We start from the raw sequence: 24,056 nt of genomic DNA, 5'->3' as shown, positions 1-24,056 counted from the left end.
CGATAGCGGACCCGCATCGGCGATATCCGGGAGCGTTCGCAGCCCTGCCAGATACCCCCGGTGTAGGACAGCGATTATGCGCCGCCGATCGCGTCGAGGGTCGCCACCGCATCGTCGGGCAGTTCGAGCGACGCCGCCGCCAGATTCTCCTCCAGATGCGCGACCGAGGACGTGCCGGGAATGAGCAGGATGTTGGGCGCGCGTCGCAGCAGCCACGCCAGCGCGACCTGCATCGGCGTCGCCCCCAGCGTCCTCGCGACCTCGGTCAGGGCATCCGACTGGAGCGGGCTGAAGCCGCCGAGCGGGAAGAACGGCACATAGGCGATGCCCTGTTCGGCGAGCGCATCGACCAGCGCGTCATCCTCGCGGTGGGCGATATTGTACATATTCTGCACGCAGACGATCTCGGCGATGCCCTGCCCTTCCTTAACCTGCGTGGCGGTTACGTTGCTGAGGCCGATGTGGCTCACCAGCCCCTGCCGCTGGAGATCGGCGATGGCCGTGAGCGGTTCGGCGATCGACCCCTCCGCCGGGCCATGAATGCCGAACATCGCGCGAAAATTGACGACGTCGAGCGCGTCGATGCCGAGGTTGCGGAGATTGTCCTCGACCGCGCGCTTGAGATCGTCCGCGCCGAAGGCCGGGTTCCACGAGGCGTCGTCGCCGCGCGTCGCGCCGATCTTGCTGACGATCAGCAGGTCGTCCGGGAATGGCGACAGCGCCTCGCGGATGATCTGGTTGGTGACGTGGGGGCCGTAGAAATCGCTGGTGTCGATATGGTTGACGCCCGCCGCCACCGCCGCGCGCAGCACCGCGACGGCAGCATCGCGATCCTTCGGCGGGCCGAACACGCCGGGCCCGGCAAGCTGCATCGCGCCGTAGCCGAGCCGGTTCACGCTGCGGCCCGCGAAGTGGAAAGTGCCTGCCTTTTCGATCGTCTGCATGTCGCGTCTCCTTCGGATGACCTACAGATAGGCATTGCGGCGGGTGCCGATAATTCCGCATAATCGGGATAGGCTGTGCGGATATCCGAACAATGAAAACCGATCTCGGCGATCTCAACGCGTTCCTCGCGGTCGCCCGCGCGCGCGGCTTTCGCGAGGCGGCGCGCACCGGCGGCGCGAGCCCGTCGGCGCTGAGCGAGGCGGTGCGGCGGCTGGAGGCGCAGCTCGGCGTGCGCCTGCTCCATCGCACCACGCGCAGCGTCACGCCGACCGAGGCCGGGGCGCGGTTGATCGAGCGGCTCACCCCGGCGCTCGGCGAGGTGGAGACGGCGCTCGACGCGGTCGGCGCGTTTCGCGATTCCCCGGCGGGCAAGCTGCGCCTCAACGTACCGGTCAGCGCGGCGCGGCTGGTGCTGCCCGCGATCCTGCCCGGCTTCCTCGCCGCCTATCCCGACATCAAGCTGGAGATCATCGCCGAGGACGGTTTCGTCGACGTGCTCGCCTCGGGCTGCGACGCGGGCATCCGCTACGAGGAGCGGCTGGAGCAGGACATGATCGCGATGCCGATCGGTCCGCGCATACAGCGCATGGCGACCGCCGCCGCGCCCGCCTATCTCGACCGGCGCGGCCGCCCGCAGCATCCGCGCGACCTGCTCGGCCACGCCTGCCTGCTCGGCCGCTTCGACAGCGGCGCGCTGACCAGCCCGTGGGAGTTCGAGCGCGACGGCGAGATCGTGCGGGTCGAGCCGCAGGGGCCGCTCATCACGCGCGTGACCGCGATCGACCTTGCCATCCACGTGGCGATCGCGGGCGGCGGGATCATCCACATCTTCGAGGACTGGGTGCGCCCGCATCTGGAAAGCGGCGCGCTCGTGCCCATCCTGCCCGACTGGTGGCAGAGTTTTTCCGGCCCGTTCGTCTATTATTCCGGCCGCCGTCTCGTGCCACCGCCGCTTCGCGCTTTCCTCGATTACGTGAAGGCGGCGGGATAGCGCGGGATCAGAACGCCACGCTCAGCGTCCCGAAGAATTGCCGCGGGGCCGAGGAGTGGAAGACGATGATCGTGCCGGTCGGATCGGTCGGCGCGAACACGCTGTTGTCGAAGTTCGACGCATACCGCAGGTTCGTCAGGTTGGTGACGTTGAGCGACAGCTTCGCCGACTTGAGCGGGCCGATGTTGCCGACATCGTAGCTCAGCCCGAGATCCATCGTGAAATAGCCCGGAAAGCCCTGATCGTTGGTGTAGGTGTAGAAGCGTTCACCCGTGTACTTGCCCGACAGCGAGCCGGTGAAGCCCGCGTATTTCGCGGTCAGCACGCTCGACGCCAGCCACTTGGGCGTATCGACCTGCTGCTTGCCCGCGGTCGGATAGAGGATGCACGTCGCGGTGCAGAAGTTGAGATCCTCGTTGTACGTCGACTCATTGTACGAGACCGAATTGTACCACGTCACGAACGGCAGCGGCTTCCACAGCACGCCGAGTTCGACGCCCTTGCTGGTGACGCTGCCGGCGTTGTGGAACGAGTTGCCGCAGCCCGGATTCTGCTGCTGCGCGGTCGGGCACGGGTTGTATTGCAGCAGGCGGTTGTTGAAATCGACCCAATAGCCGGTCAGCGAGACCTGCAGGCCGCGGCTGACGAAGCGATAGCCGCCTTCGAAGCTGCGCGAGGTTTCGGGCTTCAGCGTCTTGCCCTGCACGTCCCACACCGCCTGCGAGACCGACTGCGGCCCGAGCTTGAAGCCGCCCTGATACATGGCGATATTCTCGGCGTAGCTGGCAAACAGCTCATGGCCCTGCGCGACTTCCCAGCGGATGCCGGCCTCGGGCAGGAAATAATCCTCCGCCACCAGCGATCCGGTCGCGAACTGGGTCGAGGCCGGGGGTGCCGCCTTGGCGACGCCCGGAATGGCGCGCGCGTCGGAGCGCGAATAGGTGCCCTTGAAGCCGAAATCGACGCTCAGCGTGTCGTTGAGGAACTTCATCGTGTCCTGAACGAAGAACTGGCGCGTGGTCCACTGGGTTTCCTGCACCCACTGCGCGGTGGCGGGCTGGCCCTGCAGGAACTGGCCGAGATCGATCGGGCCGGTCACGTCGGTGCGGATGTAGCGGGCCGCGCTGCTGGTGTTTTCCTCGACCCAGAAGCCGGCCTCGAAATGGTTGAAGCCGACGTGCCAGCTCACATTGCCGAGCGCGCCGGTGCGATCGATCGTGTAGCGCGTGTCGCGGATCTGCACCGGCAGATCGTCTGCGGTCGAGGCCGTGCCCTGGTTCGACAGGCCGGTGATGAAGTTGTTGCCGGCACCCCCGTCGGTGTGGCGATAGACCTGTGCGCGGGCGCTGAGCGCCTCGGTGATCTTGAAGTCGGCGGCGATGTAGAAGAGATCGTCGCTGCGCAGGATCTGGCCGTTGGTGTAGGTGACGTCGCCGATCTTCTCCGGCAGCGTCGATGGCACGCACGCGACCGGCGTGGTCGTCACGGTGCAGGCGTTGCGCTGCAGGTACGAGGTCCAGTCCGGCGCGTAGCCGCCGAGATCGTAGCCGCGACGCCCGAGGATCTCCTTCGAGATATAGGCGTCGTCCGCCTGGTTGGTGCGCGAGATGTCGGCATAGGCCGTCAGCGTGAAGCCTTCGTTCTCGTACTTGATCTTGGCGTTGATCTGCTCGCCGGTGGAGGTCTTGCCCGTACCCTGGTTCACGAACAGATCCTGCTTCGTATACTGGCCGGAGATATAGGCGGAGAGGCCGCCCATGTCGCCGGTGTCGAGCCGGGCATAGGTGCGCAGGCTGTTCTCGCTGCCGACCGTCTGGCTGACGCGCAGGCCGACTTCCTTGCTCGGGTCGCTGCTGGTGTAGATCACCGCGCCGCCGAGGTTGCTGGTCGAGGCGATGGCGAGCCCGGCGATGCCCGTCGCGAGATCGGCGCGGCCGAGGTTTTCGGAGATCAGCGCGCGGCTGATCGTGAGGCCGTTGTAATTGTTGTACGCGCCGTCGCCGAGCGGCATCCCGTCGAGCGTGTAGCCGAGGTGCGTGGTGTTGAAGCCGCGCACCTGCAGCGACAGCGACTGTTCGTTGACGCCGAGCGCGTCGATCGACTGCGCCATGACGCCGGGCAGGAAATTGAGCGCCTTCTGCACGCTGGTGCCCGGCGGCAGCACGTCGAGGTTCTGCGGCAGCAGCGTCTGCACCGATCGCGTCTCGCCGCTGCCGACGACGACGATGTCCTGGCTCTGGTCGGTGACGTCCGCATCCGCCGGTGCGGCGGCGTCGGCGGGCGCAGGCGCCGCGTGCGCGACGCTCGCGATCAGGCTGGTCGAAAGCAGCAACGCGCCGCCGAGCCGCGACGCGACCCGCGCCGAGAACGAAATTTTCATGTGGAATCTGCCCCTTGGATTGCCCGAACCTGCGCGCGGCATGGCCGCTTGCGGGGCTGTCTCCCGCGCCGATCTGAACCGATCGCCCTGCCCCGAACCGGGGCCGTAAGCGGGTTATGCGTCGCAACAGTTACAGATCGGCAACGATTTCGTTACACTCTGGCAATGTACCTAGAGCTTGTGGCGGCGACGCCACAGCGCGCCCGGAGCGGCCCTTTACGCGGCCGTTCAGTCTCCCAGCCGCGCCATCAGCTTGCGCTCTTCCTCGGGAATCAGCCCCTCCAGCACCGCCCAGAAGCCGCCGACCGCCGCCTGCCCGGCGCTCGCATAGGCGGCCGACAGGCGTTCGCGCAGGGCATCGAACAGCTCGCCCTCCAGCCCCTGCCCCGCCGCGCTCAACCGCAACAGCCGCTGGCGGCGATCGCGCTCCCCCGGCCGCATCTCGACAAGGCCGCGTTCGATCAGCTCGTTGAGCACGCGTCCCAGCGATTGCTTGGTGATCGCCAACAGGGCGAGCAACTGGCTGACCGTCAGATCGGGCTGGCGCGCGATGAAATAGAGCGCGCGGTGGTGCGCCCGGCCCAGCCCCTGATCGTGCAGCCCCTGATCGATGCTGCGCGTGAGGTTGCTGTTCCCGAAATACAACAATTCCAGCCCGCGGCGCAGTTCGGCTTCGCGGAGAAAAAGTGGGGAGGCGGCTGTGGCTTGGCCCGGCATGTTGACCGGAATTGAACCCAACCCTATCAGGGTTCAACCCCCAAATTGTATCAAAATGTACGAAGGTCGCGATGCCCGATACGCTTGCCCGTGAAGCCGATTTGCCGCTGACCTTCGCGTTCGAGCAATCGGCGGCACCGATCGATACCGTCGAGCGCGCGCGCCTGCTCGCCAATCCCGGCTTCGGGCGGGTGTTCACCGATCACATGGCAATCGTGCGCTATAACGAGCAGCAGGGCTGGCACGACGCGAAGATCTGCCCCCGCGCCGCCTTCCAGATGGATGGCGCGTCGGCGGTGCTGCATTACGCGCAGGAGATTTTCGAGGGGCTGAAGGCGTACCGCCTCGCCGACGGCGGCACCGCGCTGTTCCGGCCCGAGGCCAATGCGAAGCGCTTCGCCGAGTCCGCCAGGCGCATGGCGATGGTGCCGCTGCCGGAAGCGATCTTCCTCGATTCCATCCGCGAGCTGGTGCGTGTCGAGAAGGACTGGATCCCGGAGATCGAGGGCGGCTCGCTCTATCTGCGGCCGTTCATGATCGCGAGCGAGGTGTTCCTCGGCGTGAAGCCGTCGTCGGAATATATCTACGCCGTCATCGCCTCCTCGGTCGGGGCTTATTTCAAGGCCGGCGCGGGCGCGGTGACGCTCTGGGTCTCGCAGGATTACACGCGCGCGGCGCCGGGCGGCACCGGTGCGGCCAAGTGCGGCGGCAACTACGCCTCCAGCCTCGTCGCGCAGGCCGAGGCGACGCGGCAGGGCTGCGACCAGGTGCTGTTCCTCGACGCGGTCGAACGCAAGTGGATCGAAGAGTTGGGCGGCATGAACATCTTCTTCGTGATGGACGACGGCAGCCTCGTCACGCCGCCGCTGACCGGCACGATCCTGCCCGGCATCACGCGCGATTCGATCCTGACGATGGCGCGCGCGCAGGGCCTGACCGTGCGCGAGGAGCCCTATGCGATCGACCAGTGCCGTGCCGACGCCGCCTCCGGCCGGCTGGTCGAGGCGTTCGCCTGCGGCACCGCCGCGGTCGTGGCACCGATCGCCGAGATGAAGATGAAGGACGGCGCCTTCACGATCGGCAGCGGCGGCCCCGGCCAGACGACGGTACGCATCCGCGACGCGCTGACCGGCATCCAGTTCGGCAAACTGCCCGATCCGCAGGGCTGGCTCGAACGGCTGGATTAAGTCTTTTCAGGTCGCGAAGCGGCGTCTAAACGCCCGCCTTCGCTGTTGGGGCGTCGCCAAGTGGTAAGGCAGCGGCTTTTGGTGCCGCCATTCGCAGGTTCGAATCCTGCCGCCCCAGCCAGCAAAATCAATTTTGCACGATCGACCGCGGCGACATGTGCTGGAACCCGTCGAGAGTACGCATCCACTTCAGATCGTCCGAAGCGTGGGCGTCTGCGGTATTTGCGTCGGCAAGCTCGGGACGACGAAGTACCGTTTTGGGCAGCGGCTCGGCAAACCGTCGATTGTTCTACAGATAAGCGCGTCTGCACACCGAGGCGAACGTCTCTCTCAGCCAACGATGGGCAGGATCCGCATCGACGCGCGGATGCCACATCGCGCAGACGGTGATGTCAGGGGTCTCGACGGGCAGGTCGAAACCGACCAGCCCGGCCGCCGCCGCCGGCATGCCCGTCGGCGCGTTTCCGAGGCAGGCTTTCGTGATCAGCGCGACCAAGTCCGATTGCTGCGCGACGCGCATCGCGTCCGGAAAGCCCGGCACGACGACGCGGATGGTGCGCCGCAGCTGGCGCTTCCCCAGAGCATCGTCGACCGGCCCGCGAAAGCTGTTCGTGCGGGATGACACGACATGATCGAAGGCGGCGTAGCGTTCCGCCGTCACCGTACCAGACAACAGGGGATGGCCTTCGCGAACCGCGCCGACAAACCGGTCATGGAACAGCGTGGTGGTACGCACTTCGGGGCCAGAATGACCCAGCAGCCCGATATCGAGGTCGATATGGCCTTCGCGCAGCGGCAGCGGATCGGCATTCGGCTTTGGAACGAAATGGAGGCAGATGCGGGGCGCTTCGCGGATCATCGCGGCGGTCAGGTGCGCGGCGAACAGATCGACAAACCCCTCGTTGGCCCGCACGACGAAGGTCCGATCGAGTGTCGTCAGATCGAGTGCCCTGACGACGGGGCGCAAGACGGCGCGCGCGTCGCGGGCGAGATGGTGGACCCGGTCGCGCAATTCGAGTGCTCGGGGCGTCGCGGCCAGTTCCCGTCCGGCGCGGACCAGCAGCGGATCGCCCGTCGCCGCGCGCAGGCGCGCCAGCGTGCGGCTCATCGCCGAGGCGCTCAGCCCGAGGCGGCGCGCGGCACGGGTCACGCTGCCTTCGTCGAGCAACGCATCGAGCGCGACCAACAGGTTCAGATCGACATCGTTCGTCACGCTCGAGCTCTCCGACCCGCCAGCCAGACATGGCGCTTCGTGCAACGTCATAGTGCATGCGATGCGTCTGGCGCCATGTCGAGAGCAGCCCATATGGCGTCCCTGTCCATCATGGAAGGGTTCACGTCATGTCACAGAACACCATTTTGCTCATCGGTGCGTCGCGCGGCCTCGGCTATGCGATGGCGGCCGAATTCCTGAAACGCGGATGGCGCGTCGTCGGCACCGTGCAGGGAACAAGGCGTACCGAACTGCACGATCTGGCGGACCGCAATCCGCAGCTCGAGATCGAGACCGTCGATATCACCGAGCCGGCGCAGATCGCCGCGCTCCGCGACCGTCTGACGGGTCGCAGTTTTGACATCCTGTTCTCGAACGCCGGCACCGCCGACAAAAATCAGAACCAGACGATCGGCGAGGTTTCGACCGAGGAGTTCGTCCATGTCATGACGACCAATGCGCTCGGGCCGATGCGGGTGATCGAGACGCTGCAGGATCTGGTGCCGGCGGACGGCCTGATCGGCATCATGTCGTCGGGACAGGGCAGTATCAGCCAGAACGACAATGGCGGCCATGAAGTCTACCGTGGCAGCAAATCGGCGCTCAACCAGTATATGCGCAGCTACGCGGCACGCCATGCAAACGGACAGCGCGCGCTGGCGCTGATCGCGCCGGGCTGGGTACGGACTGAACTGGGTGGGCCGGACGCGCCCTTGGGCATCGAGGACAGCATTCCCGCGGTAGTCGATACGTTGCTCGCCAAACGTGGGCGGCCCGGTCTCGAATATCTCGATCGCAAGGGCCAGACGGTGCCGTGGTGACCCCCGTCCCCCTGCTATGATGCAACCCGAGGACCGCTTCCGCGTCCTCGTCATTGACGCTTGGTCCAAGACTTTGGAGATCATTATGGAACTGGATCGCCGTACATTCTCCTCCGCGCTGCTGGCGAGCGGTGTGGCCCTGTCCGTGCCGCAAGCGCGGGCGGTCACGCCCGCCGTACCGCGTGCCGACAACGTCGTGCTGGTCCACGGCCTGTTTGCGGACGGCTCGTCGTGGCTCGACGTCATTCCCCATCTGCAGGCGCGCGGCCTGACCGTCACCTCGGTGCAGAATCCGCTGACCAGCCTGCCCGAGGCCGCTGCTGCCTGCACCAGCGTGCTCGATCGGCAGACCGGGCCGACCGTGCTGGTCGGCCATTCCTTTTCGGGCATGATCGTGAGCGAGGCCGGTATTCATCCGAACGTGTCGGCCCTGGTCTATGTCGCCGCCCGCGCGCCTGATGCCGGTGAGGACTACACCGCGCTGGCGGCCCGCTACCCCAAGCCGCCGGCATCCGCCGGGATCGTGTTCGATGGCGATGAAGGCCGGCTGAGCGAAGCGGCATTTCTGCACGACTTCGCGCCCGATCTTCCGCCTGCGAAAGCGCGCGCGCTCTATGCCGCACAGTGGCCGTTCAGGAGGACGCTGACGTCCGAAAAGACCGGCAACGCGGCTTGGCGATCGAAGCAGAGCTTCTACGCGGTCTCGACGCGAGATCGCGTCATCGACCCCGAGCTCCAGCGCTTCATGGCGAAACGCATGAACGCGACGACGATCGAACTGGCCTCCAGCCACGTGTCGCTGCTGTCGCATCCGCAGGAAATTGCCCGGCTCATCATCCAGGCCACCGGGCGAAGCTAGTCCCCAAGCGAAGGAACGAGCGATGCGACTGATCGGCATCGAGGAACACTATCTGACCGAGGAGGTGCGCAACGCCTGGACCGCGATCGCGCTCGAAGCGGCCGATCCGATGGTCGCCGCGCACTCGGCCGATGTCGAGCGGCGCCTCCTCGATCTGGCGGGCGAACGGCTGGCGCTGATGGACGAGACCGGCCTCGACGTGCAGGCCCTGTCGCTGACGACGCCCGCATTGCACGACCTGGGATCCATACATGCTTCTTAGGGGCTGAATGTCACCTGCCGATTTTGCCAGCCGTTTGACTAGATCCGTCTCGATTTGAGGAACTAATAGACGACGACGCTGCGGATACTCTCACCCGCGTGCATCAGGTCGAAGCCCTTGTTGATGTCTTCGAGCGCGAGGACGTGGGTGATCATCGGATCGATCTCGATCTTGCCGTTCATATACCAGTCGACGATCTTCGGCACGTCGGTGCGGCCCTTCGCGCCGCCGAACGCCGTGCCGCGCCAGTTGCGGCCGGTAACGAGTTGGAACGGCCGCGTGGCGATCTCCTTGCCGGCTTCCGCCACGCCGATGATGATCGAGGTGCCCCAGCCGCGATGGCACGCCTCGAGCGCGGTGCGCATCACCTCGGTATTGCCGGTGCAGTCGAACGTATAGTCCGCGCCGCCATCGGTCAGCGCCAGCACGGCGGCGACGGTATCCTCGCGCGACTGGCCGCGCGCGTCGATGAAGTCGGTCATGCCGAAGCGGCGGCCCCATGCCTCGCGGTCGGGATTGATGTCGACGCCGATGATCTTGTTCGCGCCCGCCATCCGCGCGCCCTGCAGCACGTTGAGGCCGATGCCGCCGAGGCCGAACACGACGATATTGTCGCCGACCTGCACCCTGGCGGTGTTGACCACCGCGCCGACGCCCGTCGTCACGCCGCAGCCGACGTAGCATGAAGTCTTGAACGGCGCGTCCTCGCGGATTTTCGCGACCGCGATCTCGGGCAGGACGGTGAAGTTCGAGAAGGTCGAACAGCCCATGTAGTGGAAGATCGGCTGGCCCTTGTACGAGAAGCGCGTGGTCCCGTCGGGCATCAGCCCCTTGCCCTGCGTGGCGCGGATCGCGGTGCAGAGGTTGGTCTTGCCGCTGAGACACGACTTACACTGGCGACATTCGGGGGTGTAGAGCGGGATGACGTGATCGCCGGGTTTCACCGAGGTGACGCCCGCGCCGACCTCGCGCACGATGCCCGCACCTTCGTGACCCAGCACGCTGGGGAACAGCCCCTCGCTGTCGAGGCCGTCGAGCGTGTAGGCGTCGGTGTGGCAGATGCCCGTCGCCATGATCTCGACCAGCACCTCGCCCGCCTTGGGCCCGTCGAGGTCGAGCTCGACGATTTCGAGCGGCTGCTTCGCCTCGAACGCGACGGCGGCGCGGGTTTTCATTCTAACTCCCTCTGAAACAACGATAGATTGGGACGCGAGAGCAGCCGATACGAACCGGCGCGTTCGCATGAGCTGATCGAAATCGGCAACCCGTATCTCCTCTAGAATTTATACTGCACCTGGCCCCCGAAGGTGCGCGGTGGAGCGATGGAGCCCCAAAGCGCGCCGGTCGTCGGCTCACGATCGCCGCCGTTTCCAGAACCGCTCAGCATGTTCGCGGCATTGGCAACGTTGCGGATATATGCCGTAACCGACCAACGGTCGCCCCGGGGACTGTAGGTAAGATCGAGGTCGGCGGTGTTGCGCGCGCCGAGCCTGCTGCCCGGAACGTTATGCGACGGCCCCGTCCACGTCGGCCCCAGATACCGCCAGCGCACGGCACCCGTTATGTTCGCCCCATTCCCAAGCGGAATACGCTGTTCGAGAGCGGCGCTGGCCTGCGTCGCCGGGATGTTGGCGAGACGATTGCCCTTGGCGTTCAACGCGGCATTCAATGGCGAGATGGCGAAGTCCTGATACTCGCTCTTGTTGAGATAGAGGTTTCCGCTGAACGTGGTGGTCGGCGTGATACGCGCCAGCACGTCGATGTCGGCACCGTAGATATAGGCCCGGCCAGCATTGTAGGTGACCAACGCGATGGTCGAGCCGGCCGGCGTCGGCGGATTCGTCGGTACGGCCCCGCAACTGGCGCAATTCACGAAGCCACGCGTCGTGAACAAGAGGTTCTGATACTTCCAGTAGAAAAGCTCGGCGTTGATTTGCAGCCGGTTGCCGAAGAAGCGGTTTTTCGAGCCGATCGCGAATGCGGTCAGCGTCTCGGGATCATAATGGGAGATATAGGGGCCCGTCGGATCGCCCGGAGCGAGACCGCCGGCATGATAACCGCTGCTCACGGACGCATAAATCAGATTGCGAGGGCTGGCATCGAGCTCGACCGCGGCACGATAGTTGACCTTGCTGAAGGTTGCCTGGTTGGCCACCTTCAACGCCGTCGCGTCGGGATACAGACCCTCGACCGGCTGGTTCTGCGTCGCCAGGCCCGTAAAGGCCTTTTCGTCGTGCGAATAGCGCACGCCGCCGGTCACGCGCAGATTGTCGAGCAGCGAATAGGTCGCTTGCCCGAAAACGCCGTAGGACGTGGCGGTGTTGTTGGGCTTGTTGGTCGCGCTGTAGAGCGCCGTGTTGAGTTCGGCCCAGTCAATCTGCGAGCCCGATTCGTTGAAATAATAGAAACCGGCGACCCAGGTGAGCGGGCTGCTGCCATTGGACGCCAGCCGCGTTTCGACGGTCTTTTCCGTGACGTGGCCGATCGTGCGGACGCTGTCCCACCGGAAGAAGTAGCGATAATTGTCATCGCTCTCGCGGATGTTGGCGAGCGTTGTCCATTTTACAGGCCCGAAATCGACCTGCAGGTTGCCCCCGACGGCCCAGGTCTTCTGACGAACGAAGCCCGAGCAGGCCGCGCCGATCGCGACGGGCGACCTGCTCAGGCCGGCCACGGCGGTGCGGACCTGATCGCTGCACGGATCGAGCCAGGGATCGTTGTTGACGAACCCGGCAATATTGACCGCACCGGCAGCCGCACTGTTGGTAGGTCCGTTAATGAGATAGCCCGGCCCGCGGCCCCGGTTCTGCGCATAATCGGCGTTCAATATCAGCCGAACGGCGGAACTCGGCTGCCACAGAAGCTTCACGCGACCCGCCGTCGTATCCTCGTCATTCGCGTGGCTGGACGGCTCGGGTTGCTGCGTGAAGGTGCCGTGATCCAGATAGCCGTCGTGAGTCACGCGGTTGGCGGCGATGCGAATGGCCACGGTCGATGACAGCGGCAGGTTCAACGCACCTTCTGCCTTCACCGCATTGTAATTGCCGTAACCGAGAATTCCGTATCCGCCGATCGCACCAAGGCTCGGGTCACGCGTCAGCAGATTGACGGCGCCGCCAACAGCGTTGCGCCCATAAAGCGTGCCCTGCGGGCCCTTGAGCACCTCGACCCGGTCGACGTCGAAGAACAGCGCGTCCGGGGACGCGCGGCTGTTGAGCGCGATGCCGTCGAGGGTGAAGACGTTCGAAGGGTCCGAACCGATCGTGCGATTCTCGGTGCCGACGCCACGAATGAAGATTGCGACGCCAGCGGTGTTCTGACGAAGCTCAAGACCCGGAATGACGCCGGTCAAGTCGCGCGCGTTGGTAATGCCGGCCTTGGTGAGCGCGCCGCCGTTGATGGCGGTGATGGCGATCGGGGTACGCTGGATGGTCGATTCGCGACGTTCCGCGGTGACGACGATGTCGGCAATGCCGGCATCCGCCTTCGACGGGGCGGCTGGTGCCGCAGCGGGCGCGGCCGATTGCGCGTGCAGCGACGCGGGCCACGCGGTTCCTGCAGCGAGGCTCGCAAGCGCGAGCGCCCTCAATGATTTCTCCCTCCGGTTGACCATCTCTCTCTCCCCTGGGCTCAAAGGCCTCGTTTATTTCCACCCTGATTGAGATCGATTGATATCAATTTCCAGCACGCCGTCGAAATTCCGCCCATGCGGAACCGCCGCTCCGTCGCCCATGCCCCCGTCAAAAAGGCGGTTACAGATTGCGCGGCCGCGATCGCTCAGCTTAATATCGTTTGATACAGATGGTTACGCTCGACACGCATGTCATGCGGGAAATCGAAGCGCCACTCGGGGAGGATCAGGATGGCACGGCTGTTGATTGCGGGCGCGGGGATCGCCGGCCTGACAACGGCGATCGCCGCGCGCCGGTCCGGTCACGAGGTGATCGTCCTGGAGCGTGCGCCGCAGTTGCTGGAGCTTGGCGCGGGTCTTCAGCTCGCCCCGAACGGCACGCGCGTGCTGCTGCACCTGGGTCTCGAAGAGCGGATCCGGCGCGTCGCGTCTGAGACCGACGGCAAGGTCATCCGTCTCTGGAGCACCGGACAGACCTGGAAGCTGTTCGACCTCGGAGCGCAATCGCGCGAGCTGTACGGTGCGCCTTACTGGATGATCCATCGCGGCGATCTCCATCGCGTGCTGCTTGAGGCTGCGGTCGAGTCGGGAGTCGAGATCCGCACGAGCACCGAGGTCTGCGGCGTCGATCAGTCCCCTTCCGGTGTGCGGGTGCATGTCGCGGGAGGAGAAATCGTAGAGGGCGATGCGGCGGTCGGCGCCGACGGCATTCATTCGATCTTTCGCGCCGCCAGGTTCGTCGCCGACGCACCGCGGTTCACAGGGATCCTGGCATGGCGCGGTGTTGCCGAGGCGAGCAAGCTGCCGGCAAGCCTGACCGAGAATGTGGGAACCAACTGGGTCGGCCCAGGCAAGCATGTCATCAGCTATCCGCTGCGCGGTGGCACTCTGGTCAATTTCGTCGGCGTGGTCGAACGCGACGACTGGCTGGTGGAATCCTGGACCGACCGGGGTGATCGCAGCGAATGCCTGGCCGACTTCGCCGGCTGGCATCCCGACGTGCGGGCGCTGATCGAGGGCATCGACGAGCATTTCAAATGGGCGTTGCTGGCGCGCGAGCCGCTGCAGCGCTGCGCCGACGGCAGGATTCTGGTTCTCGGTGACGCCTGCCATCCCACACTCCCCTTCCTGGCCCAGGGTGCGAACATGGCAATCGAGGACGCGCTCGTCGCGGTGCGTTGTCTCGATCGCCACGCGGACCCCGTCACCGCGTTTCGAGCCTTCGAGGAGATGCGGCTCGAGCGGACGGGCCGCATCGTGCAGGGCTCCAGCGATCAGGCCAAGATTTTCCACAACGCCGCCTATGCGGAAGCGGAGACCGCAGCGGCCATCATCGACCGTGAATGGCGGCCTGACAAAGTTCAGATGCGCTACGACTGGTTGTTCCGCTACGATGCGGTGAACGAGACCATTCCCTCCATCCCCGGCGCGCGGGCGGGAGAGCGAACGGCCGGACGGGCTGACGCCCGAAACTAGGATTGAGGATGAGGAAAAACCAGGCGCAAGCCATCGCACCCGCCGATCGCTGGACCAAGATGCAGATGCTCTTCGGGGGGCTGGCGGCTCTCGCGATTCTGGTCGACGGGTACGACAGCCAGCTGATCGCGCTCTGTCTACCCGCGATCGCGCGCGATTGGCACATCGACAAGAGCGCGTTCGCCGGCGTGCTGGCGCTCGGGACGGTCGGGGTCGCGTGTGGTGCCGCCCTCGCCGGGATCGCGCTAGACCGGATCGGCCGGCGGTTGAGCCTGATCGCCACCTTGTCGATCGTCGCCATCGGGAGCATCTCGGTAAGCCAGGCATCCAATCTGATCACTTTCGGCGTGGCGCGCTTCGTCGTGGGGGCGGGCATCGGCGGTGCGCTGGCGGCCGCCACCACCTGCCTCGCCGAATTCACACCGCCACACCGGCGCAGTGCGATGGTGTCGTTCGGCATATTGTGCATGCCGCTCGGCGGGGTGTGCGCAAGCACCAGTTGCGCCGCATTGCTCGACACGTTCGGCTGGCGGACGATGTTCGTTATCGGCGGCGTCGGCCCCGCGCTGCTGGTGGTGGTGCTGGCGCTCGTCTTTCCGGAAACACCGGCCTTTTTGAGCGGACAGGCCAATCGCCGGGAGGAGCTCGAACGTGTGATGGCCCGGACGGGGGCCGGCGCCTGGGCGGTTGACGTGGGCGCGAAAAAGGCGGGCCGGGCGAAACTGAGCGAACTTTTCAACGCGGCTTACCGGCGCGATACGATTCTCATCTGGATCGCGTTGTTCGGTACGCTCTGCACGACCTACCTTGCGGTTTCCTGGATACCGTCGCTGTTCGCCAGCGCCCATGGCTCCTTCAAGCAATCGTCTGCCGCGCTGGCCGCGAACGGCATCGGCGCCATCATCGGCGCGGCCGCCACCGTGCTGATCGTGCAATGGTTCGGCACGAGAAAGCCGATCCTGTTCATCGGGCTGACCGGTGCGGCGGGGCTCCTCGTCCTGTCGATCATGTTCAGCGTCGGCGCTTCTACGCCGATGCTCTTCGCGCTGCTCGCGATCACGTCGGTTGCGGTCGGCTCCACGCAGAGTCTTCTCTATGTGGTCGTCTCCCAGATCTACCCTTCCGAGATGCGCGGGACAGGCGTGGGCTTCGGCATGGCTATCGGAAGAGTGGGGGCCGTCAGCGCAGCCTTCATCGGCGGCTGGGCCCTGCATCTGGGCGGGCAGGCGTTCTTCGTGATCGACGCCGCCATGCTCCTGATCACCACCGTCGCCGGTTTTCTCGTCGGCAGACAGGCTCTGCACTCGAAGCGGTGATTTTTCCGACTTGGCGGAAACGACGCCTCGTCATTGATCGGCGGCGAGAGCCGATCCAGTTGCCGGGGTGATATCAGAGAGTCGAATTCATGCGTAAGATCGCGCTCGAAGAGCATTTCTCATTGCCCTGGTTGCCGAACGACATCGAGGCGATGGAAAGCCGGCTCGATCCGGGTTTCTTTGCGCACATTCACGCACGGATGGGCGAGATCGGCGAGCACCGGCTGGCCGAAATGGATCGCGCGGGGATCGAACGCATGGTCCTGTCGCTCACCGCGCCGGGTGCCCAGTCCGCCATCGGCGCGGACGCCGCGATCGAACTCGCCCGGCGCGCAAACGACGATCTGGCGGCGCACATCGCCTTTGCGCCGGATCGCTTCCTGGGTTTCGCACACCTGCCGATGCAATCGCCGGGTGCCGCGATCCGCGAACTCGACAGAACGATCGGCGATCTCGGATTCCGCGGCGCCCTCGTCAACGGGCATACGCAAGGACGCTATCTGGATGCGGCGGAATACCGCCCCTTCTGGGCGCGGGTGCAGCACCTCGGCTATCCGATATATATTCACCCGGGCGACATGCTCGGCACGCCCGCGGTCTTCGAAGGCTATCCCTGGATGAAAGGGGCGAGCTGGGGCTGGATGAACGAGACGGGCGGCCACGCCCTGCGACTGGTCTACGGCGGCGTGTTCGAGGAATTTCCGGGCCTTACCGTCATTCTCGGCCATATGGGCGAAGCACTGCCCTTCCTGCTGTCCCGGCTTGACAGCCGGTACGCGGTTCGACCCGGCACGCAGCGATTGCCGCTGACGCCGTCCGAATACATTCGCCGCAACATCATGGTGACGACATCGGGGGTCAACGCGCATCCGCCGCTGGTGTGTTCGATCGACTCGATGGGCGCCGACCGCGTGATGTTCTCGGTGGATTACCCGTTCGAGTCTTCGGAACGTTCGGCCGAATTCCTGGAGACGGCCCCGATCGGGGAAAGCGTCAAAAGAGCGGTCGCGTATGAAAATGCCGCCCGGATCCTGAAGCTGTAATGGGCCACTTGGCCCCGGAGATGCCGATGACTTTCCTGTTGCACCGTTGGTACGCGGCGGCCTGGAACGACGAAATTCTGGCCGGCGAGCCGCTCTACCGGCGCATTCTCGGCCACGCCGTCATGCTGTTGCGGGACGCTGATGACACGGTGACGGCGCTGCCCAATCGCTGCCCGCATCGCTTTGCCCCGTTCGATCGCGGCGTCGTGAAGGACGGCACGATTCAGTGTGGCTATCACGGCCTCGAATTCGACTATGCCGGGCGCTGTATCTTCAACCCCCACGGCGACGGCAAGATCGCGCCGAACGCGCACCTCAAACCCTGGCCGCTTGCCGAGCGCTTTGGCATGCAATGGATCTGGATGGGCGATCCGGCGCTGGCCGACCCCTCGCTGATCCCCGACTATGGCAATGTGTTCAATCCCGAGCTGAAGACCATTCGCCGGTACTTGCACACGGAATCCAATTACGAGCTGGTCGCGGACAATCTGCTCGATCTCGGGCACACCGCCTACCTCCATGGCTCCTCGCTGGGCAGTCGCGCGATTATCCAGTCGGAAAGGAAGGTCAAACGCATCGGGGATGACGTTGTCTATGAACTGGACGCTCCCGGCGGTGAAGCACCGCCGCTGTTTCAGGAGGTCATGCCCTGGTACAGGAACGCCAAGGTCGATCACTGGATGACGAGCATCTGGCGCGCACCAGGCCAGATCCAGCAGCAGATCGCGTTCGCGACGGCCGGCGCCAATCGCGAAAACGCCGACATCCTGGAAGGCCTGCACCTCCTGACGCCGGAGACGGAGAAGAGCACGCACTATTTCACCGCGCTCAGCCGTGCCTTTCGCAAGGACGACGAAACGGTGGATCGCACGCTGTACGAGGGCGGCAAGAAGGCCTTTACCGAGGAAGACTTTCCGATGGTCGAAGCCATTCAGCGCGAAATCGGCGATCGGGATTTCTGGGAAATGCGGCCGCTCATCCTTTCCGTGGATGCCGGTGCCGTCATGGCCCGCCGCATTCTCAAGCGGAAGCTCGACGAGGAGCGCGGCGCGACTGAGGCCGCCTAGCCGCTGCGGTCAACCGCCTGCCTTGATCAGGTCGGCACCGCGCTCCGCGATCATCAGCACCGCCGCGTTGATGTTGCCGCCGACGAGATCGGGCATGACGGACGCGTCGATCACCCGCAAATTCTCGGCACCGATAACCCGGAGCGAGGAGTCCACCACCTTGCCGATCGCGCAGGTGCAGGCCGGATGATCGAGCGCGAATGCGGTGCGGCGCAGGAAGGCGTTCATATCCTCGCGGCTCTCCGGTCGAGCCGCGGGCAGGATGCGATCGCCGCGGAAGGGCGCAAGCTCCGGGGCTTCGCAAAGGTCCAGAACTGCCGAAACGCCGCGGCCGAGCGTCTCCATTTCCCAGTCGTGGGCAAAGGCTTTCAACTGGATGCGCGGCTTGCTGGAGGGATCGGCGTCGCGCAGCAGGATGCGGCCGGTCGTTTCCGGGCGCAGGAGCACCGCCCTCATCGAGAACGTGTCGCGGAAGGCATGGCGGAACGGCGGCAACCAGGGCGCCGCATCGAACGAAGTGGGCGAATAGAGGATCTGAACGTCGGGAACCCCCTGCCCCGCCGTGCTGATGAAACCGGAAATGCCGCCCGGAATCGCCGCTGCCGGGCCCGTCCCGAACAACATGGCACGGGCCATCGCCGGCGCGAGACGATCGAGCCTCATGAGTGCCTGGAACGGCCCCGGTTTCGCACGGACATAGCGCACCCCCGCGGAGGGATGATCGCGCAGGTTTCGCCCAACCTCCGGCGCATCGATCTGCGGCGAAATGCCGATGGCGCGAAGGTCGTCGGCGTCGCCGACGCCGGAGCGCAACAGGAGTTGGGGCGAAGCGATCGCGCCAGCCGAGACGATGATTTCCCTGTTGGCCGAGGCCGTTATCTCAGCACCGCGATGGCGGAAACGGACGCCGGTCGCGCGGCGCCCGTCGAAGCAGATCCGCTCGACCAGCACTCCGGTGCGGATTTCGAGGTTCGGCCGTTTTCGGGCAGGCAAGAGCCAGGCCGTCGCGGCGCTCTGCCGCCGTCCTCCGGCAAGGGACAATTGCTGGACCGAGAAGCCCCGCTGTTCGGCGCCGTTGAAATCGGGCGTCGACGGGTATCCGAGGCGCGCCGCGGCTTCGAACACAGCGTCATTCAGCGGATCGCGCCATTTGGACCGCGTGACGCGAAGAGGCCCGGAACCGCCGCGCCACGCATCGCCGCCATCTTCGAAGCTCTCAAGCTTTCGGAAATAGGGAAGGACGTCGGCGAAGCTCCACCCCTCGGCGCCGCTGGCTGCCCAGCGATCGAAGTCGCTATGATGACCTCGCACGAAATTCATGGCGTTGGTTGATGATGAGCCACCAACGACCTTTCCGCGCTGCACCGGCGTTACGCGCCCCTCGAGCGCCGGGTCCGGCTCGCTGTCATATCCCCAATCGTGCTTGCGTGCGCCATGGAGCATGCCGAAGCCCAATGGCAGACGGATCATCGGATCGCGGTCCCAGGCTCCGGCTTCGAGCAGCAGGACACGAACGTCCGCGTCCTCGCTGAGACGAGCGGCAAGGACGCAGCCGGCCGACCCTGCGCCGACGATCACATAGTCCCATGCGCTCACGCCGAACCGCCGGTCGCCGCCGCAAATCCCGCCGCTTCGATGCCCCCGAGCGCGGCCGCCTCGTCCCGGTCGCCGAGATCCCCCGAGACGCCGATCGCACCGGCCACGCGGCCTTCCGCGTCGAGCACCAGCACGCCGCCGGGCGACGGAAAGAGTTCCCCGTCGATCGCAGCGATCATGTTGGCGACGACCTGGGGATTTCGGGCGCTTTGTTCGGCGAAGAAGCGCGTTCCCTTGCCGAAGCCGAGCGCGCCGAAGGCTTTCGCATGCGCCATCTGGTGCCGGAGGAAGCCGGCGCCATCCTCTCGTTTGAGAACGAGGTAATGGGCCCCCGCGTCGAGAATCACGACGGTGAGCGGCTGCAGCCCAAGCTCCCGCGCCTTCGCGATACAGCCATCGGCAATCCGGTCGGCGTCGTTCAGCGTCAGCGTCATAAAAATGATCCTCCGTTGTCGACGAGCAGTTCCTGGCCGGTGATCGCATCGCTCCGCGGCGAGGCGAGAAACAGCAGCACGTCTGCGATCTGGGATGCGGTGATATGCTCGTGAATCGATCTGCCGCCGAGGAGCCCGGCCTCCATTTCGGCGGACATGCGCTCCAGATTGAACGCCGTTCCGGGCAGTCCGGGCGTCAGCGTGTTCACCCGGATACCGTCTCCGCCAAGTTCGCGCGCCATGCTGCGGGTCATGGCGTGAATGGCACCTTTGGTAGCGGCATAGTGGAGTCGCATCGCGGCACCCGTGATCCGCATGGGAGAGCCGAGGTTGACGATCTTGCCATAGCCTTGCCTGGCCATGATGGGCGCGACCGCCCGAACGGCGAGCATCGTGCCGCGTACGTTCACGGCCATCATCTGATCCCAAAGCTCGATGGGAATATCCCCCATGCCGACAGGTGGGATGTTCGATCCGAGGGCAGCGTTGTTGACCAGAATATCGACGCGGCCGAAGTGCCGGACGGCCGCGTTCGCCGCGTCGATCGCGGCCGACGGTTCGGCCAGATCGCAGCGATAGCCTTCCGCCGATCCCCCGCCCTCCTTGATCGATGCGACCGTGGGCTCCACGTCCAAGCGGTCAACGACGAGCACGGAAGCGCCGGCCGCGGCCAGAGTTCGCGCGAAGGTTGCGCCCAGCGCAGCCTTGGGGCCGTCGGCCGCCCCGGTGACGATTGCGCATTTGCCTGCGAAGTCGGACATCATTTGCCTCCCGCAAAACCGTTAGACGCGGCGCCTTCCCCGGCCCAAGCGTGAACGGAACTTCCGCGACAACGGAATAATGTTCGCGCGGTGGAGCCGTTCGCCGCGACGGCCTAGACAGCTTTCATGGAGACTATCACAGACCACGGCACCGGCCGCCGCGCCGATGGCGGAGAGGCCCTCCTTTGCGCTTTCGAGCGGCTTGGTATCGATCTCATGCTCTCGTCGCCCGGCTCCGAATGGAGCGCCTTGTGGGAGGCACTGGCGCGCCGCGCGGAAGAAGGGCGCGACGCCCCGCGCCTTCTCGACGTCTGGCACGAGACGCTGGCCGTCGATATCGCGATGGGACATACGTTGCAGTCGGGCCAGCTGAACGCGGTGCTGCTCCACTCCACGGTCGGCGTCCTCCAGGGCAGTCTGGGACTGATGACCGCCGTGCAGATGGAGGTGCCGATGGTCGTGGCATCCGGCGAGTCGGTCAGCTTCGGCGAGGATCCCGGGATTGCGGTGGAACCGCAATGGTACGGCTATCTCTCGGGCAGCCCGGAACGCATCGCGGCGCCCTTCGTGAAACTGTCGCGCAGCGTGGCGAGCGCGGCGACCTTGACGGGCGCGCTGCTGCGGGCGGGCGAACTGGCGCGGTCGACACCGCAGGGGCCGGTATTCCTCGGATTGCCTGTCGAACATCTCCACGCCAGCCATGATCTCGATGCCGCTGGCGGCACGGTGCCGCCACCATCGCCGGTGCGGCCGGGCGACGCGGCCATCGCCGCGGTCGCGGCGATGCTCGCGGAAGCCCGCAATCCGGTGCTCGTCGTCGAAAGCTCCGGCCGGCACATCGGGGCGTGGGACGCCCTCATCCGCCTTGCCGAAGCGCAGGCGATGCCGGTGCTGATGGGCCGCAGCGCCACATATGCGAACTTTCCGACCGCTCACCCGCTCTATCAGGGTGGTTTCGGCGACTATTCGGCGCTGGCGGATGCCGATCTGGTGCTCCTCGTATCTCCACGCACGCCCTGGTCGCCGCCGCATAAACGCCCGGCCAAGGCGAAGATCGTCGCGATCGGCGAGGCGCTTCACAAGCCGGCGATGAACTATCAGCGCCTCCATGCCGATCTGCACCTGGAGGGGGACGTCGCGCTGACGCTCGACGCATTGACCGCCGCCGCCGAAAAACCGGCCGATCGCGATGCACGCGCCGCGCGTTGGGCGAAGGTCCACCGCGAACGGGAAGACCGGCTCGCCACCGAGCGCGATGAGGCGGTGCGATCAGGCGACCTGACGGCTTTGTCGATCGCGGCGGCGCTGCGGGAGATCGCGACGCCCGACACCATCTGGATCGACGAGACGGTCACCCATTACGGAACGCTCCGGCATCATCTGCCGATCGGGTCGGCGCTCAGCTTTCAGCGTGCGCCGGGCGGGCTCGGCCAGGGAATGGGCCTGGCGATCGGGGCCAAGCTCGCCCGGCCCGGCCAACCCGTCGTGTGCCTGATGGGTGACGGCGGTTTCCTCTACAATCCGGTGGTTCAGGCGCTGGGCGCAGCGCGCGATCTCGATGCGCCCGTACTCTTCGTCGTTTTCGACAACGCCGGATACCGGGCGATGCGCGGCGGCGTGACCAACTTCCACTATCCGCACGGCGCGCTTGCCAGGACCGGTGCAGGCTTCGGCAACGCGATCGCGGGATTCGAATATCACGGCCTGGCCGGGCTGTTCGGAATGACCGGCCTTTCCGTTCGGGAACTTCCGGATCTGCTGCCTGCGCTCAGGGCTGGCCTGGCGAGTTGTCGCGACGGCCGTTCCGCCATCCTGCATCTGACCCTGGAGAAATAATGTCCGCAGCGCCCTCGGTCGACGGCCTGAAGGCCAGTCTCGCTTCCCGCACGTTCGAACTCTACATCGACGGCGCGTGGGTGACGTCGGACGGCAACGAGACGATCACGGTCGATGACCCGTCCACCGGCGAGCCCTTGACGACGATCGCGGCGGCGAGCGCGGCCGATGTCGATCGCGCCGTCGCCGCTGCACGGCGCGCCTTTCGTGCCGGACCCTGGCCGGCCATGCCGGCCGCCCGCCGCGCCGGACTGCTTCATGCCTTCGCCGCCGCGATCGAGGCCGAGATCGATACGCTGGCGCTGCTGGAATCGCTCGACACCGGCAACACGCTCGCTTCGGTAAGGAACGGCGACATCGCCATGGCGCAGCAATTTCTGCGCGAGAATGCCGGCTGGGCCACCAAGCTGGAGGGCGGCGTGCCGATGACCACGAGCGGCACGCAGGGGCTCGGCTACTGGACACGCGAACCCGTCGGCGTCGTCGGCGTGATCACGCCGTGGAATGCGCCCTTCCTGATGATGGTCCAGAAACTGTCGCCGGCACTTGCCGCCGGCTGCACCGTCGTGGTCAAGCCCGCGGAACTGGCGCCGCTTACGGCGCTGCGCCTGGGTGAGATCGCCAAGCAGGTCGGCTTCCCCGACGGCGTCGTCAATATCGTGACGGGGCATGGCCATATCGCAGGCCAGGCGCTGGCGGATCATCCCGACGTCAATATGATCAGCTTCACAGGGTCCACGGCGGTCGGCAAGGCGATCCTCCAGGCTTCGGGCAAGACCAATCTCAAGCGCGTGATTCTGGAGCTTGGCGGCAAATCGCCCATCGTGGTGTTCGCGGATGCCGATCTCGACAAGGCGGCGGCATCGATCACCCGGGAAATCCTCTTCAAGAGCGGGCAATATTGCGCCGCCGGAACCCGGCTGTTCGTACAGGCTTCGGTCTTTGACCCGCTCCTCGTCCGTATCCGCGATCTGATGGATCATGCCAGGCTCGGGCCGGGGCATGATCCCGCGACCGCGATGGGCCCGATGATCTCCGAAAAGCAGCGGCTGCGTGCGGAGAGCATCGTCGATGACAGCGTGGCGCAGGGCGCGCGCGTCATCCGCGGTGCCGCGCGGTGCCAGGGGAAGGGTTTTTTCTACGAACCCACGCTCCTTGCGGACGTGAGCCTCGATATGCGGGTGATGCAGGAAGAGGTGTTCGCGCCGGTGATCGCCGCGCAGGCCTTCGCCGAGGATATCGCGCTGGACGATCTGGCGGCACTCCTCAACGATACGAGCTACGGCCTCTCGTCCAAGATCTGGAGCACTGACCTGGGAACCGTCCACCGTCTTTCGCGCAAGATCGAGGCGGGCCTGGTGGTGGTGAACGGCGGCGGCGGAGAAGGTCCGATGCCGTTCGGCGGCTACAAACAGTCCGGATACGGGCGCGAGAACGGCCGGGTCGGCGTCGAAGCGTTCACCGAGATCAAGCAGATCAGAATGGGCTTCTAAAATCGTTATCATTTGATACAGTATCGGG

20 protein-coding genes and 1 tRNA gene are annotated in these 24,056 nt (G+C 65.7%); 12 read left to right on the top strand and 9 right to left on the bottom strand.

The genetic code is table 11. The features are described 5' to 3' along the window. Positions 1–74: 74 nt before the first annotated feature. Complete coding sequence (locus tag Q5H94_RS00590) at positions 75–944, bottom strand: aldo/keto reductase family oxidoreductase (RefSeq protein ID WP_304559058.1); 870 nt, start codon at positions 942–944, stop codon at positions 75–77. Between the two features lie 92 nt (positions 945–1,036). On the opposite strand from Q5H94_RS00590, the gene Q5H94_RS00585 reads away from it, so the two are divergent. Continuing rightward, positions 1,037–1,936 (top strand): LysR family transcriptional regulator, encoded by a 900-nt coding sequence (locus tag Q5H94_RS00585; protein WP_304559056.1) that lies wholly within the window; start codon positions 1,037–1,039, stop codon positions 1,934–1,936. 7 nt (positions 1,937–1,943) lie between these two features. Here Q5H94_RS00585 and Q5H94_RS00580 read toward each other — a convergent pair whose 3' ends face one another. Together Q5H94_RS00580 and Q5H94_RS00575 are read right to left on the bottom strand one after the other, a co-directional pair. After that, on the bottom strand, positions 1,944–4,316 hold the full coding sequence (locus Q5H94_RS00580; protein ID WP_304559054.1) for a TonB-dependent receptor: 2,373 nt from the start codon (positions 4,314–4,316) through the stop codon (positions 1,944–1,946). A gap of 228 nt (positions 4,317–4,544) precedes the next feature. Further along, positions 4,545–5,033, bottom strand: coding sequence for a MarR family transcriptional regulator (locus tag Q5H94_RS00575; RefSeq protein ID WP_304559052.1), 489 nt, complete (start codon positions 5,031–5,033; stop codon positions 4,545–4,547). Positions 5,034–5,104: 71 nt separating this feature from the next. Here Q5H94_RS00575 and Q5H94_RS00570 point away from each other — a divergent pair, with 71 nt between their 5' ends. Continuing rightward, positions 5,105–6,220 carry a branched-chain amino acid aminotransferase gene (locus Q5H94_RS00570; protein ID WP_304559050.1) on the top strand — a complete coding sequence of 372 codons (1,116 nt, stop codon included), beginning with the start codon at positions 5,105–5,107 and terminating at the stop codon, positions 6,218–6,220. Between the two features lie 46 nt (positions 6,221–6,266). Continuing rightward, positions 6,267–6,341, top strand: a tRNA-Gln gene (locus tag Q5H94_RS00565). Between the two features lie 168 nt (positions 6,342–6,509). On the opposite strand, the gene Q5H94_RS00560 is transcribed toward Q5H94_RS00565, so the two are convergent. Next, a complete protein-coding gene (locus Q5H94_RS00560; RefSeq protein WP_304559048.1) occupies positions 6,510–7,433 on the bottom strand; it encodes a LysR family transcriptional regulator in 924 nt (307 codons plus the stop codon). A 128-nt stretch (positions 7,434–7,561) separates the two neighbouring features. Between Q5H94_RS00560 and Q5H94_RS00555 the strand changes: the two genes are divergently transcribed. The 3 genes from Q5H94_RS00555 to Q5H94_RS00545 all read left to right on the top strand — a co-directional run bounded on the left by Q5H94_RS00555 (position 7,562) and on the right by Q5H94_RS00545 (position 9,375). After that, on the top strand, positions 7,562–8,254 hold the full coding sequence (locus Q5H94_RS00555) for an SDR family oxidoreductase (protein WP_304559046.1): 693 nt from the start codon (positions 7,562–7,564) through the stop codon (positions 8,252–8,254). 85 nt (positions 8,255–8,339) lie between these two features. Beyond that, a complete protein-coding gene (locus Q5H94_RS00550; protein WP_304559043.1) occupies positions 8,340–9,113 on the top strand; it encodes an alpha/beta fold hydrolase in 774 nt (257 codons plus the stop codon). Positions 9,114–9,135: 22 nt separating this feature from the next. Next, complete coding sequence (locus Q5H94_RS00545) at positions 9,136–9,375, top strand: hypothetical protein (RefSeq protein ID WP_304559041.1); 240 nt, start codon at positions 9,136–9,138, stop codon at positions 9,373–9,375. A gap of 62 nt (positions 9,376–9,437) precedes the next feature. Here Q5H94_RS00545 and Q5H94_RS00540 read toward each other — a convergent pair whose 3' ends face one another. Both Q5H94_RS00540 and Q5H94_RS00535 read right to left on the bottom strand, forming a co-directional pair. Continuing rightward, positions 9,438–10,550, bottom strand: a complete 1,113-nt coding sequence (locus Q5H94_RS00540; protein ID WP_304559039.1) for an S-(hydroxymethyl)glutathione dehydrogenase/class III alcohol dehydrogenase — start codon at positions 10,548–10,550, stop codon at positions 9,438–9,440. A gap of 101 nt (positions 10,551–10,651) precedes the next feature. After that, positions 10,652–12,964 (bottom strand): TonB-dependent receptor, encoded by a 2,313-nt coding sequence (locus Q5H94_RS00535; protein WP_304559036.1) that lies wholly within the window; start codon positions 12,962–12,964, stop codon positions 10,652–10,654. Positions 12,965–13,237: 273 nt separating this feature from the next. Here Q5H94_RS00535 and Q5H94_RS00530 point away from each other — a divergent pair, with 273 nt between their 5' ends. The 4 genes from Q5H94_RS00530 to Q5H94_RS00515 all read left to right on the top strand — a co-directional run bounded on the left by Q5H94_RS00530 (position 13,238) and on the right by Q5H94_RS00515 (position 17,908). Continuing rightward, complete coding sequence (locus Q5H94_RS00530) at positions 13,238–14,482, top strand: FAD-dependent monooxygenase (protein WP_304559034.1); 1,245 nt, start codon at positions 13,238–13,240, stop codon at positions 14,480–14,482. 8 nt (positions 14,483–14,490) lie between these two features. Continuing rightward, complete coding sequence (locus Q5H94_RS00525; RefSeq protein WP_304559032.1) at positions 14,491–15,798, top strand: MFS transporter; 1,308 nt, start codon at positions 14,491–14,493, stop codon at positions 15,796–15,798. Between the two features lie 89 nt (positions 15,799–15,887). After that, on the top strand, positions 15,888–16,841 hold the full coding sequence (locus Q5H94_RS00520) for an amidohydrolase family protein (RefSeq protein WP_341850077.1): 954 nt from the start codon (positions 15,888–15,890) through the stop codon (positions 16,839–16,841). Positions 16,842–16,867: 26 nt separating this feature from the next. Then, positions 16,868–17,908, top strand: a complete 1,041-nt coding sequence (locus Q5H94_RS00515; protein WP_304559031.1) for an aromatic ring-hydroxylating dioxygenase subunit alpha — start codon at positions 16,868–16,870, stop codon at positions 17,906–17,908. A gap of 9 nt (positions 17,909–17,917) precedes the next feature. Here the strand turns inward: Q5H94_RS00515 and Q5H94_RS00510 are convergent, their stop codons facing one another. The 3 genes from Q5H94_RS00510 to Q5H94_RS00500 are packed head-to-tail and all read right to left on the bottom strand — an operon-like array spanning position 17,918 to position 20,699. Then, positions 17,918–19,504: a GMC family oxidoreductase gene (locus tag Q5H94_RS00510; protein ID WP_304559029.1), complete on the bottom strand. Its 1,587-nt coding sequence runs from the start codon at positions 19,502–19,504 to the stop codon at positions 17,918–17,920. Then, positions 19,501–19,938, bottom strand: coding sequence for a GlcG/HbpS family heme-binding protein (locus tag Q5H94_RS00505; protein WP_304559027.1), 438 nt, complete (start codon positions 19,936–19,938; stop codon positions 19,501–19,503). Before Q5H94_RS00505 ends, Q5H94_RS00510 begins: the two co-directional genes overlap by 4 nt. Then, positions 19,935–20,699 (bottom strand): SDR family NAD(P)-dependent oxidoreductase, encoded by a 765-nt coding sequence (locus tag Q5H94_RS00500; RefSeq protein ID WP_304559024.1) that lies wholly within the window; start codon positions 20,697–20,699, stop codon positions 19,935–19,937. Before Q5H94_RS00500 ends, Q5H94_RS00505 begins: the two co-directional genes overlap by 4 nt. Positions 20,700–20,825: 126 nt before the next feature. Between Q5H94_RS00500 and Q5H94_RS00495 the strand changes: the two genes are divergently transcribed. Further along, positions 20,826–22,535 (top strand): thiamine pyrophosphate-dependent enzyme, encoded by a 1,710-nt coding sequence (locus Q5H94_RS00495; protein WP_304559022.1) that lies wholly within the window; start codon positions 20,826–20,828, stop codon positions 22,533–22,535. Continuing rightward, positions 22,535–24,028, top strand: coding sequence for an aldehyde dehydrogenase family protein (locus tag Q5H94_RS00490; protein WP_304559020.1), 1,494 nt, complete (start codon positions 22,535–22,537; stop codon positions 24,026–24,028). Before Q5H94_RS00495 ends, Q5H94_RS00490 begins: the two co-directional genes overlap by 1 nt. Positions 24,029–24,056 lie beyond the last annotated feature (28 nt).

The organism is Sphingomonas immobilis (genome assembly GCF_030580995.1).
Taxonomy (GTDB): Bacteria; Pseudomonadota; Alphaproteobacteria; order Sphingomonadales; family Sphingomonadaceae; genus Sphingomonas; species Sphingomonas immobilis.
This window is presented reverse-complemented; position numbering and strand designations above follow the sequence as displayed.

Bases quoted from the DNA above. Each gene is read 5' to 3' on its own strand.
- Q5H94_RS00530 (WP_304559034.1), top strand. From the start codon at position 13,238: ATGGCACGGCTGTTGATTGCGGGCGCGGGGATCGCCGGCCTGACAACG.
- Q5H94_RS00495 (WP_304559022.1), top strand. From the start codon at position 20,826: ATGGAGACTATCACAGACCACGGCACCGGCCGCCGCGCCGATGGCGGA.
- Q5H94_RS00585 (WP_304559056.1), top strand. From the start codon at position 1,037: ATGAAAACCGATCTCGGCGATCTCAACGCGTTCCTCGCGGTCGCCCGC.
- Q5H94_RS00575 (WP_304559052.1), bottom strand. From the start codon at position 5,033: ATGCCGGGCCAAGCCACAGCCGCCTCCCCACTTTTTCTCCGCGAAGCC.
- Q5H94_RS00520 (WP_341850077.1), top strand. From the start codon at position 15,888: ATGCGTAAGATCGCGCTCGAAGAGCATTTCTCATTGCCCTGGTTGCCG.
- Q5H94_RS00525 (WP_304559032.1), top strand. From the start codon at position 14,491: ATGAGGAAAAACCAGGCGCAAGCCATCGCACCCGCCGATCGCTGGACC.
- Q5H94_RS00545 (WP_304559041.1), top strand. From the start codon at position 9,136: ATGCGACTGATCGGCATCGAGGAACACTATCTGACCGAGGAGGTGCGC.
- Q5H94_RS00540 (WP_304559039.1), bottom strand. From the start codon at position 10,550: ATGAAAACCCGCGCCGCCGTCGCGTTCGAGGCGAAGCAGCCGCTCGAA.
- Q5H94_RS00515 (WP_304559031.1), top strand. From the start codon at position 16,868: ATGACTTTCCTGTTGCACCGTTGGTACGCGGCGGCCTGGAACGACGAA.
- Q5H94_RS00580 (WP_304559054.1), bottom strand. From the start codon at position 4,316: ATGAAAATTTCGTTCTCGGCGCGGGTCGCGTCGCGGCTCGGCGGCGCG.
- Q5H94_RS00570 (WP_304559050.1), top strand. From the start codon at position 5,105: ATGCCCGATACGCTTGCCCGTGAAGCCGATTTGCCGCTGACCTTCGCG.
- Q5H94_RS00555 (WP_304559046.1), top strand. From the start codon at position 7,562: ATGTCACAGAACACCATTTTGCTCATCGGTGCGTCGCGCGGCCTCGGC.
- Q5H94_RS00505 (WP_304559027.1), bottom strand. From the start codon at position 19,938: ATGACGCTGACGCTGAACGACGCCGACCGGATTGCCGATGGCTGTATC.
- Q5H94_RS00590 (WP_304559058.1), bottom strand. From the start codon at position 944: ATGCAGACGATCGAAAAGGCAGGCACTTTCCACTTCGCGGGCCGCAGC.
- Q5H94_RS00500 (WP_304559024.1), bottom strand. From the start codon at position 20,699: ATGTCCGACTTCGCAGGCAAATGCGCAATCGTCACCGGGGCGGCCGAC.
- Q5H94_RS00550 (WP_304559043.1), top strand. From the start codon at position 8,340: ATGGAACTGGATCGCCGTACATTCTCCTCCGCGCTGCTGGCGAGCGGT.
- Q5H94_RS00490 (WP_304559020.1), top strand. From the start codon at position 22,535: ATGTCCGCAGCGCCCTCGGTCGACGGCCTGAAGGCCAGTCTCGCTTCC.